The organism is Nostoc sp., from assembly GCF_036916735.1.
Classification (GTDB): Bacteria; Cyanobacteriota; Cyanobacteriia; order Cyanobacteriales; family Nostocaceae; genus Nostoc.
The window spans coordinates 14170-30921 of sequence record NZ_JBALFV010000042.1 but is presented as its reverse complement, the minus strand read 5'-3'; the positions used below and the strand labels follow the sequence as shown (position 1 = coordinate 30921).

General features: G+C 42.0%; 11 protein-coding genes. 7 read left to right on the top strand and 4 right to left on the bottom strand.

What is annotated here, in order from left to right; all coding sequences use genetic code 11:
- Positions 1-456: 456 nt before the first annotated feature.
- A complete protein-coding gene (gene metH / locus V7L20_RS10780; RefSeq protein WP_334744067.1) occupies positions 457-3984 on the bottom strand; it encodes a methionine synthase in 3528 nt (1175 codons plus the stop codon).
- 180 nt (positions 3985-4164) lie between these two features.
- Here metH and V7L20_RS10775 point away from each other — a divergent pair, with 180 nt between their 5' ends.
- Positions 4165-4944 (top strand): hypothetical protein, encoded by a 780-nt coding sequence (locus V7L20_RS10775; RefSeq protein WP_334744066.1) that lies wholly within the window; start codon positions 4165-4167, stop codon positions 4942-4944.
- 31 nt (positions 4945-4975) lie between these two features.
- Positions 4976-5398, top strand: a complete 423-nt coding sequence (locus tag V7L20_RS10770) for a DUF488 domain-containing protein (RefSeq protein WP_334744065.1) — start codon at positions 4976-4978, stop codon at positions 5396-5398.
- 22 nt (positions 5399-5420) lie between these two features.
- On the opposite strand, the gene V7L20_RS10765 is transcribed toward V7L20_RS10770, so the two are convergent.
- On the bottom strand, positions 5421-5597 hold the full coding sequence (locus tag V7L20_RS10765; RefSeq protein ID WP_334744064.1) for a hypothetical protein: 177 nt from the start codon (positions 5595-5597) through the stop codon (positions 5421-5423).
- A gap of 113 nt (positions 5598-5710) precedes the next feature.
- Between V7L20_RS10765 and V7L20_RS10760 the strand changes: the two genes are divergently transcribed.
- Together V7L20_RS10760 and V7L20_RS10755 are read left to right on the top strand one after the other, a co-directional pair.
- Positions 5711-6340, top strand: a complete 630-nt coding sequence (locus tag V7L20_RS10760; RefSeq protein WP_334744063.1) for a DUF4126 domain-containing protein — start codon at positions 5711-5713, stop codon at positions 6338-6340.
- 531 nt (positions 6341-6871) lie between these two features.
- A complete protein-coding gene (locus V7L20_RS10755) occupies positions 6872-7750 on the top strand; it encodes a peptidoglycan recognition protein family protein (RefSeq protein WP_334744062.1) in 879 nt (292 codons plus the stop codon).
- Positions 7751-8091: 341 nt separating this feature from the next.
- On the opposite strand, the gene ribBA is transcribed toward V7L20_RS10755, so the two are convergent.
- The gene (gene ribBA, locus V7L20_RS10750) at positions 8092-9765 is read right to left on the bottom strand and encodes a bifunctional 3,4-dihydroxy-2-butanone-4-phosphate synthase/GTP cyclohydrolase II (protein ID WP_334744061.1); all 1674 of its coding nucleotides are present in this window, start codon (positions 9763-9765) and stop codon (positions 8092-8094) included.
- 345 nt (positions 9766-10110) lie between these two features.
- On the opposite strand from ribBA, the gene argC reads away from it, so the two are divergent.
- The gene (gene argC, locus V7L20_RS10745) at positions 10111-11169 is read left to right on the top strand and encodes an N-acetyl-gamma-glutamyl-phosphate reductase (RefSeq protein WP_334744060.1); all 1059 of its coding nucleotides are present in this window, start codon (positions 10111-10113) and stop codon (positions 11167-11169) included.
- Between the two features lie 59 nt (positions 11170-11228).
- On the opposite strand, the gene eno is transcribed toward argC, so the two are convergent.
- A complete protein-coding gene (gene eno, locus V7L20_RS10740) occupies positions 11229-12518 on the bottom strand; it encodes a phosphopyruvate hydratase (protein WP_334744059.1) in 1290 nt (429 codons plus the stop codon).
- A 338-nt stretch (positions 12519-12856) separates the two neighbouring features.
- Here eno and gloA point away from each other — a divergent pair, with 338 nt between their 5' ends.
- Entirely contained in the window at positions 12857-13291 is a 435-nt protein-coding gene (gloA, locus tag V7L20_RS10735; protein WP_334744058.1) for a lactoylglutathione lyase, read from the top strand.
- A 728-nt stretch (positions 13292-14019) separates the two neighbouring features.
- The gene (gene clpB, locus V7L20_RS10730; protein WP_334744057.1) at positions 14020-16662 is read left to right on the top strand and encodes an ATP-dependent chaperone ClpB; all 2643 of its coding nucleotides are present in this window, start codon (positions 14020-14022) and stop codon (positions 16660-16662) included.
- Positions 16663-16752 lie beyond the last annotated feature (90 nt).

Genomic DNA, 16752 nt, shown 5'->3' with positions numbered 1-16752 from the left:
TTATAGCGAGTTTTCTAGTTTTTTATACATTTCAAAACTATGCCTGTAAAGTATTTTTATAGGCATAAAAGGCTATATTTATTTAACTACTGCATCTGGTTTAACTAAATTTAAAATAAAGTAGCTATAACAAAATACAATTTATTAAATTTATACCATCCCTTAAGTGTTTATTTTATTCGGTAAATACTGATTTTTTGATGATTATTTAATTTAATTTAAACAAAAAGTAATCACATAACTTCACAGTAAATTTGCGGGATCTATTTTATCTAAAAGCAAATTGATGTACATGTTGTTAAGAGAATAAGATTATAATACCCATCTGTTCAAGGAAAGATATCAGTTGGCTGCAAAATAATTATATATAGGGGTTTTCACTTTGGTGTAATACTGTCAAAAGCTCATTCTATTTTGACTTTAATCCCTCTCCTTATTAAGGAGAGGGGATATGGATTAAGCGCTAAAGTATTTTGCTAGTGGGTGGTAAGCAATAATCGCAGTGGTAGACTGTTCTGGATAAAGTTGTTCACTTTCATCCATATACAAGTTAATTCTGTCAGTCTGCAATAACTCCAGTTGCTTGTATTGGTCTTGGATATTCGGGCAAGCTGGATACCCAAAGCTATAGCGTGAGCCACGATAGCGTTGTGCTAATATATCCCGAATATTATCGGGTTCTTCAGCAGTAAAGCCTAACTCTCGGCGAATTCTGGCGTGTATCCATTCAGCTACAGCCTCCGCCATCTGTACTGCTATCCCGTGGAAATACAGATAATCGGTGTATCGATTGGCAGCAAACAGCTTTTGGGCGAACTCTGTGGCAATTTCCCCTACAGTCACCGCCTGCATCGGGAAGACATCAATAATTCCTGACTCTTTGGGTGCAAAGAAATCTGCTATGCACAGTCTCCTTAAAGACTTCTGTCTGGGAAACTCGAAAGTTGCAATCTGTTGTGATTGGTTCTCTGAATTATATATATGTAGAGAATTTCCCTCGGCTTGACAAGGGAAATATCCGTAAATCACCTGGGGATGCAACAAATTCTCCTCAATAATTCGCTGTTTCCAAGTTTCTAAAATTGGGTAAACTTTTTCAGCTAAGAAAGCCTGATATTCTTCCTTAGATTGTTCCTTTGGTTTGCGGAATTGCCACTGTCCAGCAATTAAAGCTTGTAAATCCAAGTGCCAGAATATTTCCTCGATGGGAATATCAGTAGGCTGCAATAACTTTGTTCCCCAAAAAGGCGGTGTGGGACGTTCAATATCTATCGCTACAGCATCAGAACGTCGCGTATCTACTTGTTTTGGTTCAGCAGATGTTTCTTCAACAGTTGTAGTTACTGATTCTTTGTGACCATTTGTTGAAACTTCAGCCGTTTCGACTTCATTCAAAAATCCCTGCAAATCTTGCCAGTTACCAGTTGCTTTTGCTGGCATTAATTTATCCATGAAGTGCAAGTCAGAAAAGGCATCTTTGCCATAAACAACTTTACCTTTGTAAGTATTTTGGCAATCTTCATGCACAAATTTGGGAGTCAGCGCCGCACCACCTAAAATTACAGGGACACTAATTCCCTTTTCGTTGAATACCTCTAAGTTCTCTTTCATGAAGGCAGTAGATTTCACCAGCAAACCACTCATAGCTATACAATCAGCTTTGTGCTGTTCGTAAGCGTTGATGATGTTTTCCACTGGCTGCTTAATTCCCAAGTTAATCACCTTGTAGCCGTTGTTGGACAAGATGATATCTACCAAGTTTTTACCAATGTCGTGGACATCGCCTTTGACTGTGGCAATAACAAAGGTTCCTTTGGCATTATTACCTGATTCTGATTTTTCCATGAACGGTTCTAGAAATGCCACTGCCGCTTTCATGGTTTCTGCAGATTGCAAGACGAAGGGTAGCTGCATTTGTCCAGAACCGAATAATTCCCCGACAACTTTCATGCCATCTAGCAAGAAGGTGTTGATAATTTCCAAGGGGGGATATTCTTCTAAGGCTTTTTTGAGATGTTCCTCTAAGCCTATGCGTTCGCCATCAATGATATGACGTTTGAGACGTTCTGGGATAGGAAGACTTTCATCTAAAGAGCGATCGCGTTTTGTCGTCACCCCAGCAAACACTGTGGTAAGCTCTCCCAAGGGATCGTAAACGCAAACATCACCCTCAAACTTCCGTTGGTCATAAATCAACTGCCGACAAATTTCTTGATGGCGTTCTTCAATCTTCGAGAGCGGTAAAATCTTGTTAGCGCTGACAATGGCTGCATCCATTCCCGCCGTCGTCGCCTCGTGCAAAAACACTGAGTTCAGCACCATTCGCGCTGCTGGATTCAAACCAAAGGAAATATTAGAAACACCTAGAATCACATGACATCCAGGCAATTCTTGACGAATGCGGCGGATGGATTCAATTGTGGCTTTACCATTTTCTCGGTCTTCTTCAATCCCGGTGGAAATGGGTAACGCCAGGGTATCAAAGAATATTTCTGTCGGTGGTATGCCATATTCTACAGCTTGACGGTATGCACGCTCTGCGATCGCAAATTTTTTGTCTGCTGTCCGCGCCATCCCATCTTCATCGATAGTACCAATGACTACACCAGCACCGTACTTTTTCGCTAACTCCAGTACCTTTAAAAAGCGCGGTTCGCCGTCTTCATAGTTGGTGGAGTTCAGCAAACACTTACCACCGGCAATTTTTAAACCTGCCTCCATCTTTTCCCATTCAGTGGAGTCAAGCATTAAAGGCAATGTCACATTATTAACAATGCGCGAAACTAATTCGTGCATATCTCGCACGCCGTCGCGTCCCACATAATCGACGTTGACATCAAGGATGTGTGCGCCTTCTTTTACTTGCGCCCTCGCCATTGAAACGAGTCCATCCCAATCTTCCGCATTTAACAAATCGCGGCACTTCTTGGAACCACTGGCGTTGAGACGTTCGCCAACAATCAAGAAAGAATTATCTTGCTCGTAAGGCTGAGTGGTGTAAATTGATGCTGCTGCTGGTTCTAAGCTAGGTTGTCTAACTTTTGGCTTCAAACCTTTAGCAACTTCTGCCAATTGTTGAATGTGTTCTGGACGTGTCCCACAGCAACCCCCAATCACTTGGACACCCAAATCTTCAACAAAATGCATTAGCGCCATCCGTAATTCCAACGGTGTTAAGCGGTAGTGTGCTTGACCGCCGACGTTTTCCGGTAAACCCGCGTTAGGAATACAAGAAACAATAAAAGGTGAATGTTCTGCCAGATACTTGATATGTGGTTTCATCAAGTCTGGGCCAGTGGCACAGTTCAAACCGAGAATATCTATTGGATAAGGTTGCAAAATTGTTAGCACAGCGCTGATTTCGGAACCCACCAACATTGTGCCCATGCTTTCCATTGTCACAGATACCATCAACGGGCGGCGATCGCCTTTTTTGGCAAACACTTCTTCAATGGCATTCAGCGCCGCTTTAATTTGCAGCACATCTTGGCAAGTCTCCACAATGAATAAATCGACACCACCATCCCACAGCGCTTCTGCTTGTTGAGCAAAACTAGCTTTCATGGTGTCAAAGTCAATATGTCCCAAAGTTGGCAGTTTAGTTGTCGGGCCGATAGAACCTGCCACAAACCGGGGTTTTTCTGGCGTGGAAAATTCCGCAGCGACATGCTTCGCCAATTCTGCGGCTGTCTTGCTGAGGTAATAAGCTTGGTCTGCCAAGTCATATTCTGCCAGCACCAGGGACGTACTGCCAAAGGTATCGGTTTCAATGACATCAGCACCAGCGGCGAGAAAGTCTCGGTGAACCTTAGCGACTGCTTCGGGTTTACTGTGGACTAAGTATTCGTTACAACCTTCATACTGTGGGCCGCCGAAGTCTTCAGCAGTCAGGTTTTGGGTTTGCAGGTTGGTTCCCATCGCTCCGTCAAAGACGAGGACTGGGCTATCTGGACTACGCAGGCGTTCAAGGAAAGGATGAGTCATATTTTCCTAGAAGAAATGAGGATATCAAGTGAGTCTTGTGATACTCTACTTACTTTATTATTTTCCAAAATTTTGGAAGTTTCAGCAGTATATAATGGAAAATTTTTGATGCCGTACTGAAATTACTTATGTGTCTATAATATCACTGGATAGTGAGCTATTTCATATAGAGGTTGTTCTATGGAAAGAATGAAAATTTTGATTGTAACTAAAACATACCCTTCAATTAGCACCAAATATCAAGAAACAGTCTGTACAGCAGGAGTTTTATTAGATGATGAGGAGAAACCAGTTCAGTGGATTCGCATTTATCCCATTCGTTTTCGTCAATTAGATTTTGATAAGCGTTATCCAAGATGGTCAATTATAAGTGCTAAAATAGAAAGAAATGACAAAGATTATAGAGAAGAAAGTTTTCGTATAGATGATTCTTCGATAGAAGTAATACGAAAAATTGATACTCGCAAGAACTGGGAAGAAAGAAAAGCCTTGGTTCTGCCATTAGAATTCAAATCTATTCGGGAGATTAAAGAGCAAGGGAAATCTCTCGGTATTATTAAACCACAAACTATAAAAAAATACTTTTGTAACGAGACAGAACGAGAATGGAACCTAAAACAGCAAGGAATCTTGGATCAACTAGACTTCTTCGAGCCTTCAGTGCAGTTAGATAAAATTCCTTATAAGTTTGGTTACGAATTTATTTCTCAAGATGGAGATAAACATCGTTGTACAATAAGCGATTGGGAAATTCAACAACTTTATAGAAATTGTAGAGATAGATCAAATGAAACAAGTATGGAGAATAAAGAAAAGGAGGCTTTAGAAAAAGTACGCCAAAAATTAGAAGACGAGTTTTTAAGCAAAAAAGATTTATACTTTATCATGGGAAACCTAAAAAATCACAAAAATAGCTTTATGATTATTGGGATATTTTACCCACCATTAATAAAAATGTAATATTAAAAGTTGATTACTCCAGGAATTTAAAATGAAGATTAAAGATATTGCCAAAACAAGATGCATACTTACCTTCGGATATGGCAATCGCAAAGACTACAATGCCTTCTTGGAATACCTGCAAAAGTTTGATGTGGGATGTGTTGTTGATGTGAGGATGGTTCCTCGTGCTTGGAGCCGGAAATGGTACGGCGACAAAATTAAAATATTCTGTGAATTAAATAATATTGAGTATATTTCTAAAACTGCTTTAGGTAACACATCTGGTAAAGAAAATTGGATTCCAGTAAATCAAGAAGAAGCAGATAAAGCTCTACATGAAATTGCACAAGTTGCTCAAACGGGTAATGTTTTACTCTTGTGTGCTGAAATGAACCCGAATCGCTGTCATCGGAAAGAAGTTGCTGATTGCTTGGGAAACTTAGTATCAATGCCTGTTAAGCATTTAGAGTAGTAAACTAAAATTTTCTCGATACTTAGGGAAGAGTGTTTAGTAATCTCATTTCACAAGAGACGATCGCCTGTAGCGTTGGTGGTGCATAGGCGTAGGCCATCGTAGACATGGCTGTTATCAGGTGAGCAATATTATAGATTTCTCGTAGGGGTATGGCATTGCCCATTGACAGAGGTGAGGTTTCACTGATTCTACACATAGTCAGATGAAATATTTTTGCCAAGTTTCTTATCTTGGGATCACAGCTTAGAGTTGTTACTCCGTTCAGCTCAAAGATGGAAAAAACATTAGGAGTATAACTTGAGTCTTGCTATGGATTTAAATTCTTTGCTCAATTTAAATACATTTATTGAATTATTACTGGGGATTAGTTTGAGCGCGGCGGCTGGCTTCAGAGTATTTGTACCACTGCTAGCATTGAGTGTGGCTTCAGTTTTTGGACATTTAGATTTACCGACTGACTTTGATTGGCTGGAAACACCTCAAGCTGTAATTGTATTTGCAGCCGCTTGTTTGCTGGAAATTACCGGTTATTACATTCCTTGGTTAGATCATCTGCTGGATATTATTGCCACACCTGCGGCATTTATCGCCGGGACAATCGTAACAGCATCTGTTGCTCCAGAGATGAATCCACTGGTGCAATGGACGTTAGCTTTAATTGCAGGTGGTGGAACTGCAGGATTAACTAAGGGATTAATGAATACATTGCGGATAAGTTCTACAGGCGTTTCAGGTGGATTAACTAATCCTGTTGTGTCAACCATTGAGTTGGTCATCGCAATCGGATTGTCTATGCTGGCGCTAGCTTTACCAGTGGTAGCAGGAGTGAGCGTGATTGGTTTTCTAATAATAGCTATTCAAAGAATCTGGAATTTCTTCTTCAATAAACCATCTTCTCAAACTAACGAAACCGTCTCTCCATCAAGAGAGTTGGGATAAGTACTTATGCATTTGTTTCAGAAGTGCGGGCTACGCCTACGCACTCAACTAATTTGACGATTAAAAGCGATCGCACCTAGCCAAAAAACAAATCACACCGCAACAATTGTGAGACATTATGAGTGAGTCCCATAAAAGAAAAAGATCCACAGCAGTACTGGGGTGGGCTTAAGAATGTCTTGACTCCAGAGGGACATTACCTCTGGCGAACACAACGCAGCACAGTATAAACGCTAACCATTTTAAATTTGAGATTGCAATCTTAATTTGTAGAAACACAATTCATCAACTATTCCCGCAGTAGCAATAATTTTGAGAGCATTTAAATAGCTACCTAGACAGAGGAAGCATCTAAAACAATTACCTAGCATTCCAACATATACTAGTAACGTAAATTTAACTAGAATTAAGGTATTATAGCGATTTTTATTTGGATACCATCTGCGGTAGGGGTTTACAGAAGTACGCCCCTACGAGGGATACGCCAGTTTAGCTATAAATTAAAATCTACCGTTTTATGGCTATTAAAAAATGAGGTTTAAAGACTGGGCGACTAGGGTGCTACTAATCTCGCTGATGTTCATGGCTTTAATTGTAGTGCTGCTAATTGGACGAGCGACAAAATTACACAATAATCCGACAATATCCCATATATCCAATCCACCGGTTATGACCTTCAGTCAATATCCCCAGGTACAATTCCAATCAGCGAAATACCCAGAGAAGAAATCTCAATATGTTCTCAAGTCCCCAATCAAGATTAACAAGCCTGTATTAAGGTATGTAACCACTCAAGCTTTTGCACAGTACAGACCTAGTTATCAAGTTGCTTCGGTTGATCCAACTAACTATGGAGAACGCTACACCCAAGATGTTAACGGCGTTCTTGTCAACAATCAACCAATTATCGTCCTCCATGAAACTGGTTATTCTGCTTCCAGCGCGATTAATTTCTTTCAAGTAGCCCATACTGATGAAAGTGTACAAGCAAGTTACCACGCCTTAATCAAGTTAGACGGAACGGTAGTTTATTTAGTACCGCCAGAAAAGCGGGCTTTTGGTGCAGCTAACTCAGTATTTGAAACTCCAGAGGGAGTGGAAACTGTGCAGACTAATCCGAATTTGCCTGCGTCTGTGAATAATTTTGCTTATCATGTCTCTTTGGAAACACCACCAGATAGTTATGACGCTAGCAGCCAACAAACCCATAGCGGTTATATGGAAGCTCAATATAATTCTCTTGCTTGGTTAATTGCTCAAAGTCAAGTCCCTGATGATCGCATCACTACGCACCATCTAGTAGACCGTTCTGGTAAAAAAGTTGACCCGATAAATTTTGATAGTAATAAATTTTTGAGTTTACTTAATACTTATCGTCAAATTAAACCAATCTATAGAGTGAGTAAATAATTTAACCTGATTGATACCGTTTCTTTGTGAAGCTGCGCTAAATCTCTTAATTTTTTATTTCTTGGCGTACTTGGCGCTCTTGGCGGTTCGTTTTTTATTTCTTGCCCCATAAGCGCATCTTCATACAGAATTGGTATGAGTTTGACAAACCTCTCCCTAGCCTGAACTTTAGACATCTCCGAAAAAGAATGTAGAGACGCAGTACTGCTACGTCTCTACAAGGTTCTGGGTAACACATATTTAATTTCTGGAGATGTCTTTTAGTTCAAGTCTATCCCTCTCCAACTCGGAGAGGGACAGGCGTTGCGTAGTAAAACCAAGGAGAAATATATTTAACCAAGCTATTTGCTAAAGCTATAAATTTGCTGTGTCTCCAGGCGATCGCTAATCGATGAAGGCAGTGTACCATCTGAAAATATCTGTCGATCCAGTTGGACTTGTAAATTACTCAAGGGATCACTACCAGAGGAAACCAGAAATTCTAGTTTCTGGATGTAAGGCAAAGTTGCTAGCTTGTCTAAAATTTGGAATATTGCCTGTATGTAAGGATGACCATCCTGGCGATACCAATCACAGCTAGCAACTTTTGGCTGATCAAAACCCAAGTGTACTGTTAAAGATGGCTCGTTAAATAGAGCGATCGCCAAGGGACGTGCTTCTTCCTGTAACAATAAATCATTACTTTTCGCTATGTGTCGCAGTTTTTCTAAGCGTTCATAACGTTCGGTCACAGCTTCCGGGTCATCTTGCCAATGGATTGCTACTGTTACTAAATAAGTCTGTAACAGCATGTGACCCAGCTTTTTCGCCTTTGTTGCCAGGTAATAAGAATTGTAGTCATTGGCCTCAATTAACAATGGAACGCGATCAACTACTTCCATGCCATAACCTTTAACTCCAGCAATTTTACGGGGATTATTGGTAATCAGACGAATCTTTTTGATGCCCAAATCCATCAGCATTTGTGCCCCCATGCCGTAATCTCGCAAGTCAGCCGGAAATCCCAAACGCTCGTTTGCCTCTACTGTATCCAGTCCCATATCCTGCAATGAGTAGGCTTTCAACTTGTTAATTAAGCCGATTCCCCGTCCTTCTTGACGTAGGTATACAACTACACCTTGACCCGCAGACTCAATCATTTTCAGTGCAGCTACAAGCTGCATCCGACAGTCGCAGCGTAAGGAACCCAAAGCGTCACCAGTTAAGCATTCTGAGTGCATCCGCACCATTACTGGCTCATCTTTGAAATTAGCTGGATCGCCCTTGACAATTGCAACGTGTTCTGTATTGTCTAAGGTGTGGCGGTAGGCATAAATTTCAAACTGACCAAATTGACTAGGCAGTTTAGTAATTACCTCACGATACACGAGGCGATCGTGCTGTAGGCGATAACTGATTAAATCAGCAATACTAATGATTTTTAACTTGTGATGTTTTGCATATTCGACTAACTGCTGCAACCGCGCCATCGAACCATCGGAGTTTTGAATTTCACAAATTACCCCTGCTGGATATAGTCCTGCGAGTCGAGCTAAGTCTACAGCTGCTTCGGTATGTCCTGCACGTTTGAGTACACCTCCGGCTTTAGCCCGAATTGGGAAAATATGACCGGGACGACGTAAATCGGTAGGTTTTGTTGCTGGGTTAAGAGTAACTTGAATAGTGCGGGCGCGGTCTTCTGCTGAGATGCCTGTGGTTACACCCAATTCTGGGCTGGCATCAATACTTACAGTGAAAGCAGTTTGGTTAGTATCTGTAATGTTGCTTACCATCAAAGGTAAGTCTAACTCGTCTAAGCGATCGCCTGTCATTGCCAAACAAATCAGCCCTCTAGCTTCCACTGCCATGAAATTAATCATGTCGGGTGTGGCAAATTGGGCAGCACAAATTAAGTCGCCTTCATTTTCTCTATTTTCATCATCTACCACTACAATGATGCGACCAGCTTTTAGGTCTGCTAAGGCGGCATCAATCGAATCAAATTTAAAAGCTTGGTTAGTATTAGGCTGTGACACAGAAAAATTTCCAGCTACCAACGTAAATTTTTTTAACAATTTCTTCTTTTAGATTGTAGCTCCTTTATAAGGCAGAGAAGTAGACTAGCAATGATTTGATAAAGTGGCAAAAATTTCTGCCCCTAGAATCGGGGTTTATTAATAGAGTGCAACGACAATCAAGAATGAACAGGACAAGGGAGACAAGAGAGACAAAAAAAATATGACATATTTCGCCGCGTCACTTCTTCCTGGCGTCTGAAAAACTAGAGGGGTTTGGGCTGTTTTGTACGCTGTGCGTCTAGTCGCTGATATTGTTGATAGCTGATAACGAATTCACCATTCATGGGATAAGGATTTCAGATCATGGGTAAATTTAGACGCGTACCCGTTGGGATTGTTGGCGCGTCAGGCTATGGCGGAGTACAGTTAGTCCGGCTACTGATGGATCATCCAGAAGTCGAACTGGTTTATTTAGGCGGTGAGAGCAATATCGGGAAATCCTTCGGGGATTTGTACCCGCATCTGGCTCATGCAACTACTCTGCTAATAGAAGTAGTAGAACCAGACATAATTGCTCACCGATGTGAAGTAGTTTTCCTGTCTTTACCAAATGGTTTAGCTTGCCAAATCGCACCCAAACTGTTGGAAAAAGGATGTAAAGTACTGGATTTAAGTGCAGACTATCGGTTTAGTAATTTGACAACTTATACAAATTGGTATGGCATTGAAAGAAGCGATTGCCCAATTGCAGCTACAGCAGTTTATGGATTACCAGAACTTTATCGCGATCGCATTGCCGAAGCTCAACTCATTGGCTGTCCTGGTTCCTATCCCACCGCTAGTCTTCTTGCACTTTCGCCACTCTTAAAGCAAGGCTTAATCAGACCAGAAACAGCTATTATCGATGCCAAATCTGGTACATCTAGCAGTGGAAGACAACCTCAAACTAATTTATTACTAGCTGAAGCAGACAACTCTATAGCAGCTTTCAATATCGGCTGTCACCGTCATACCCCAGAAATTGAGCAAATTTGTAGTGACTTAACTGGTCACGAACTCATGATCCAATTTACACCGTACCTTATCCCAATGGTACGCGGTATTTTGGCAACGGTATATGCCACAATGAGCGATCCCGGTCTAGTACGAGATGATTTAATTACAATTTTCTCAGCCTTCTACCGTAACTCTCCTTGGGTGAGAGTGTGCGGTAGCGGCGTTTATCCCCAAACAAAATGGGCAAGTGGAAGTAATCTCTGTTATATCGGTGTAGAAGCTGACCCGCGCACAGGTCGCGTGATTGTCATGTCAGCAATTGACAATTTAATCAAAGGACAGGCAGGCCAAGCCATTCAGTGTCTAAACCTAATGATGGGCTGGGATGAAACTTTGGGGTTGCCCAAGTTGGGGTTTTATCCTTGATTAGGGGACAGGGGACAGGGGACAGAAAATACCTATTCCTGTAACCTATTCCCTATTCCCTACTTCGGCCCTAACCCTACTGCACCAGCATAAACGGCGCGATCGCCTAGTTCATCTTCAATTCGCAGCAAGCGATTGTATTTTGCTACTCGTTCACTGCGACAGAGAGAACCTGTTTTAATTTGACCGGCACGGGTTGCTACGGCTAAATCAGCAATTGTTGTGTCTTCTGTTTCACCAGAACGATGGCTAATTACTGATCTGATACTGTTGCGGGTTGCTAAATCAATTGTTTCTAAGGTTTCGGTGAGAGAACCAATTTGATTGAGTTTAATCAAAATGGCATTAGCGGCTTTTTCCTGGATGCCTCTTTGCAAGCGAGTGGCGTTAGTTACAAATAAGTCATCTCCTACCAATTGCACCCGCGAACCTAACTTCTGGGTGAGCAATTGCCAACTTTGCCAATCTTCTTCGTGTAAGCCATCCTCAATTGACACAATTGGGTATTGGTCAACTAGTTGTCCTAAATAATCAATAAATTCAGCCGGGGCGTGAGGTTTACTATCATAAACATACTGCCCATTTTTGTAAAACTCGCTAGCTGCTACATCTAACGCCAAAGCCACTTGTTCCCCTGGCTTGTAACCAGCTTTCTTAATGGCAGCAACTAGCAATTCCAAAGCCACCTGATTAGACTCTAGGTTAGGGGCAAAGCCGCCTTCATCGCCCACACCAGTAAGCAAACCCTTTTCATCTAATACCTGACTAAGGGTAGCAAACACTTCTGCACCCCAGCGCAACGCTTCCCGGAAGGAAGTTGCACCAATTGGGACAATCATAAACTCTTGAAAATCCACGTTGTTTGATGCGTGTGCGCCACCGTTAATCACATTCATCAACGGCACTGGTAGCAAATTCGCTAAAGGGCCACCCAAATAGCGATACAGAGGAATTGCTAGAGACTCAGCACCAGCTTTAGCTGCTGCGAGGGAAACTGCTAAAATCGCATTAGCTCCCAAATTTTTTTTGTTAGCAGAACCATCTATACCGATCATTGTGCGGTCAAGCAGTTCTTGGTTGAGGGCATCCAAGCCTAACAATTTTGGTGCAAGCGCTTCTTTAACGTTTTTTACTGCCTTGAGTACGCCTTTGCCCCCATAACGGCTTTTATCGCCATCACGCAGTTCATGAGCCTCAAAAGTGCCAGTAGAAGCACCACTGGGAACTTGCGCCAATCCTACAACACCGTTGGCTAAATGCACTTCGGCTTCAATTGTCGGTCTACCGCGTGAATCAAGAATTTCACGGGCTGCGATCGCCTCAATGGCAGTATCTAAAATGTTAGTCATCTGTTTTTGTCCTTTATTCAAGTGCGTTCTTAGCCTTTACCGCACACAGTCCAGTAGCTTACCCAATCGCTAGCATAGGCGTTTAAGTGACTTTGTAGGCTGAGATTAAAGAAGATTTCCAGAGTTGGAGTCAACTAACAGGAGAGTTGATCAGATTCTGAAACTTGCCTACACGCAATTTGCTTATGTAGCAGCGAATTAAATAGATTTATTTCTGGTTTATCTGTGATAGATGCAACATCTGAGTTATTGAACTTTTCAATTCCTGAATTCCTGAACTCCTTTAAAATGTTGTTGGCAGAGAGTAACACTAAATCAATTACAGAGAACAAGTCAATATGCGATTACTACACACAATGCTGCGGGTGGGCAACCTTGAAGAGTCCTTAAAGTTTTACTGTGAAGTTCTAGGAATGAAATTACTACGCCGAAAAGATTATCCAGGCGGAAAATTTACCCTGGCTTTTGTTGGCTATGGCGACGAAAACGACAACTCAGTGATAGAACTAACCTACAATTGGGGGGTAGAAAAGTACGAATTGGGTGATGCTTACGGTCACATTGCTCTTGGCGTTGATCATATTTACGCTATGTGTGAAAAAATCCGCAATCAGGGCGGTAAAGTAGTGCGCGAACCAGGGCCAATGAAACATGGTTCGACAGTAATTGCTTTTGTGGAAGATCCAGATGGGTATAAAATTGAACTGATACAACTGGGAACTCAAGGGTCAGCAGTAAAACAGGAATCGCAAGAGCAACTTGTAAATCCGTAATTCTCAATAAGGGTTACAAAAAAATAAATTATCCCCTAGTAGTCCACCATACCAACTGAATGGATGAATAAGTTCGTAGTAAGGACTTTAGTCCTTGACTTGAGCGCTCAAGCGCTCATTACGAACTAAGTATTGTGATCTTGCCAGACTATTAAGGTGAAATGTCACCTACTTAATCTGGATTTAGATCCCCGACCTTTTGAAGAAATCGGCTATCTGAGCAGCAAGTTTTGCTAAAGAGATATATTTGAAAAGTTAAAGCAGACGAGGGAAATTTATTCTTGCTGCACACTGTCTTCTCATACAGGTAAACCCAACGCGCGAGACTTTTCACTTTTTACCTCACTATTTTAGGCGGGTTAGGGTATCTTGTGTGCGTAAATTTTATTAGTATTACCTGCATAGTGTCATTGATGAGCAACACTAATAGCGACGTCGATAGCGTAGCGGTAGCGAGTTTGCCAGCGTCAGAGTCCGTCGTTGACATTGCTCTAATAGTAGTACTATTTGGCAAAGTCCGTTCAGAACAGTATTTTCGTTTTAAATTAGGAAATAGGTGATGGATTAAATGATCGCCAATTACTAATCCAAAATTGCCACTGGAGATACACGCAAACATACGCTAAGAATGTTTGGATAATTAGAGACTAGGCAAAAATGTTCTAATACTCAGTCCCCAATTCCCACTAGCCAATCCCTAAACTAAAAATCAAAATTCCAAATTAAAGATGCAACCTACAGATCCAAATAAATTTACTGATAAAGCCTGGGAAGCGATTGTTAAATCTCAGGATATAGTTCGTGCTTATCAACAACAGCAACTAGATGTTGAACATTTAATTATCGCCCTGTTAGAAGAACCCACTAGTCTAGCAATACGTATCCTAGCTCGATCTGAGATCGATCCAATCCGCTTGCAGCAGCAGCTAGAAGCCTTTACCCAACGTCAGCCGAAAGTTGGTAAAAGCGATCAACTCTACCTTAGCCGGAGTTTAGATGTTTTACTAGACCGAGCCGAAGAAGCTAGAGCTAGGATGAAAGACTCCTACATTTCTGTGGAACATATACTTTTGGCCTTTACTGAAGACGATCGCATTGGACGAAAGATACTCAAAGGCTTTGGTGCGGATGCAGCTAAACTAGAAGCTGCTATCAAAGCCATTCGCGGTAGCCAAAAGGTAACAGATCAAAGCCCAGAATCCCGCTATGAAGCCTTACAAAAATTTGGCAGAGATTTGACAGAACAGGCAAAATCTGGAAAACTCGACCCGGTGATTGGACGGGATGACGAAATTCGGCGAGTAATTCAAGTATTGTCTCGTCGTAGCAAAAATAACCCTGTATTGATTGGTGAACCCGGGGTAGGTAAAACAGCGATCGCAGAAGCTTTGGCACAGCGAATGGTCAATGGTGATGTTCCTGAATCCCTGAAAAACCGTCAACTCATCTCTTTAGACATCGGTAGTCTAATTGCTGGAGCAAAATTGCGAGGAGAATTTGAAGAACGCCTAAAAGCTGTCCTCAAAGAAGTTACGGAATCTAACGGTCAAATTGTCTTGTTTATTGACGAACTACATACCGTAGTCGGTACAGGTTCCAGCCAACAAGGGGCGATGGATGCGGGAAATCTGCTCAAACCAATGCTGGCGCGGGGAGAACTGCGTTGTATTGGCGCTACTACCCTCGACGAGTTCCGCAAACACATTGAGAAAGACGCTGCGCTAGAACGCCGCTTTCAGCAAGTATTTGTCGATCAGCCAAGTGTGGAAAATACTATTTCGATTCTGCGAGGGTTGAAAGAACGCTATGAAGTGCATCACAATGTCAAAATTTCTGATTCGGCTTTGGTAGCAGCAGCAACACTGTCAGCACGTTACATTAGTGATCGCTTCTTACCAGATAAAGCTATTGACTTAGTAGATGAGGCCGCAGCACAGTTAAAAATGGAGATTACCTCCAAACCAGCCGAATTGGAAACCATTGATCGCCGCCTCATGCAGTTAGAAATGGAAAAGCTGTCATTAGCTGGCGAAGAAAAGGGTACTCCCCAAACTAGAGAACGTTTGCAGCGCATTGAACAAGAAATCGCCAATTTAACGGAAAAACAACAAATATTTAACGAGCAATGGCAAGGTGAAAAGCAGCTATTAGAGGCGATAAGCGCCTTAAAGAAAGAAGAAGATGCGCTGCGAGTGCAAATTGAACAGGCGGAACGTGCTTATGATCTAAATAAAGCTGCCCAACTAAAGTATGGCAAATTGGAGGGAGTGCAGCATGATCGCGAAGCCAAAGAAGCGAGCCTTTTAGAAATTCAAAACCAAGGTTCCACGTTGCTGCGAGAACAAGTCACTGAAGCTGATATTGCCGAAATCGTCGCCAAATGGACAGGAATCCCCGTCAATCGCTTATTGGAATCAGAACGGCAGAAATTGCTGCAACTAGAAAGTCATTTGCATCAACGAGTCATTGGGCAAGAAGAGGCTGTAGAAGCAGTAGCTGCTGCAATTCGCCGTGCCCGTGCGGGGATGAAAGATCCCTCTCGTCCCATTGGTTCATTTTTGTTCATGGGCCCCACAGGCGTGGGTAAAACCGAACTCGCCCGTGCTTTAGCTCAGTTTCTCTTTGATTCTGATGATGCATTAGTGCGCTTGGATATGTCTGAGTATATGGAAAAACACTCAGTTTCTCGCTTAGTGGGTGCGCCTCCAGGATACGTAGGCTATGAAGAAGGCGGCCAGCTTTCTGAGGCGATTCGCCGCCGTCCTTACTCAGTGGTGCTGTTGGATGAAGTAGAAAAAGCGCACCCCGATGTGTTCAATATTTTATTACAGGTGTTAGACGATGGGAGAATTACTGACTCTCAGGGAAGGACGGTAGATTTTCGCAATAGCGTTATTGTCATGACCAGTAACATTGGTAGCGAACATATCTTGGATATATCTGGTGATGATTCCAAGTATGAAATGATGCGGAAGCGGGTAATGGATGCTTTGCGATCGCATTTCCGCCCGGAATTTCTCAATCGCGTCGATGACATTATTCTCTTCCATACCTTAAATCGCACGGAAATGCGGCAAATCATCCGTATTCAACTCAAGCGGGTAGAAAATCTCTTGCGCGAGCAAAAAATTTTCTTTGAGATATCCCAATCAGCCTGTGATCACCTTGTCGAATCAGGCTATGACCCAGTTTACGGTGCTCGCCCACTCAAACGGGCAATTCAGCGAGAAGTAGAAAACCCCCTCGCCACCAAGTTATTGGAAAATACTTTTATCTCTGGAGACACCATTATCATTGATAAAAATGAAAATGGTCTGTACTTTAGCAAAAAAGTGCTGGTGAAGGTATCGGTACCACAGATTGCTACATAGTTATCAATTGCCTGGAATACAGCAGGGGCGAACATTTGTGCGTCCCTACTATTTATTGTTACAAATTATGAATTAAAATGAGAAACTGTT